Source organism: Micromonospora sp. M51, from assembly GCF_018070305.1.
GTDB lineage: Bacteria > Actinomycetota > Actinomycetes > Mycobacteriales > Micromonosporaceae > Micromonospora > Micromonospora parva.
This window is the reverse complement of the sequence record NZ_JAGPXZ010001361.1, coordinates 1-728: the sequence shown is the minus strand read 5'-3', so window position 1 is coordinate 728 and position 728 is coordinate 1. Positions and strand designations below refer to the sequence as shown.

At 70.5% G+C, this 728-nt stretch carries 2 protein-coding genes; one reads left to right on the top strand and one right to left on the bottom strand.

Annotated features, from left to right (window positions below):
• Nucleotides 1-316: hypothetical protein (locus KBX53_RS34835; protein WP_210864021.1), on the top strand; the 316-nt coding region annotated here is incomplete at its 5' end.
• Between the two features lie 12 nt (nt 317-328).
• On the opposite strand, the gene KBX53_RS34830 is transcribed toward KBX53_RS34835, so the two are convergent.
• Nucleotides 329-697: a DUF4180 domain-containing protein gene (locus KBX53_RS34830; protein WP_030331392.1), complete on the bottom strand. Its 369-nt coding sequence runs from the start codon at nt 695-697 to the stop codon at nt 329-331.
• Between the last annotated feature and the right edge of the window lie 31 nt (nt 698-728).

The following is a 728-nucleotide window of genomic DNA, read 5'->3' as shown; positions in this document are numbered from 1 at the left end:
ACCAGCGCCCGACCAGGAGGCGTTGTGTACGGCGTACCGCCGCTTCAGTGACCCCGACCACGCTCGTCTGCCCTGGTTGGGGCCGGGCCTGTTCACGAAGGTCCTCTACTTCGTCGGCTACCGCCGCGGGGTGGGCGGGGTGCAGCCCCTGATCCTCGACCGTGTCGTGGCCAGCCAGCTCCCGGCCGAGGCGGGCGTCGGTCGCCGCAACGGGTGGTCGTCGGAGGAGTGGCTGGCCTATCTCCGCTGGGCGGCCGAGCAGGCTCGGGTCGGGGGAGTGGAGCCGGACACGGTGGAGATGGCGGGTCGTGCCTGACCAGTGAGGTGGCTATCTGCCGGCGCGTAGGCGGGTGTCCAACGCGTCGAGGTCGGGGAGGAACCAGATGTGCCCACCCCGGTTCGACTCGTGCACGAGCGCGCGCAACGCAGAACTCTCCGCGAGCTGCGCCGAGATGTCGCCGACGACTGCCAGTCGCAGCCGGTAGTTGACGAACTTCTGCATCACGTCGCCGGCGAAGCGGGTGCCCAGCGAGAAGAACCGTTCGTCGAGTCGGTTGGCCGGCACGGCGACCACCTGGGCGCCGAGGAACGCCGCCCCGATCAGGTCCAGCGCATCCTGCTCGGTGGCCAGTGGCGGGCCGTCGGGGTCGCAGACCAGCACCGGCACTCCGGCGCGTTCCTGGATCTCGTCAGGCATCGTGGACCTCCCGGTCGAGCAGGCCGTTGTC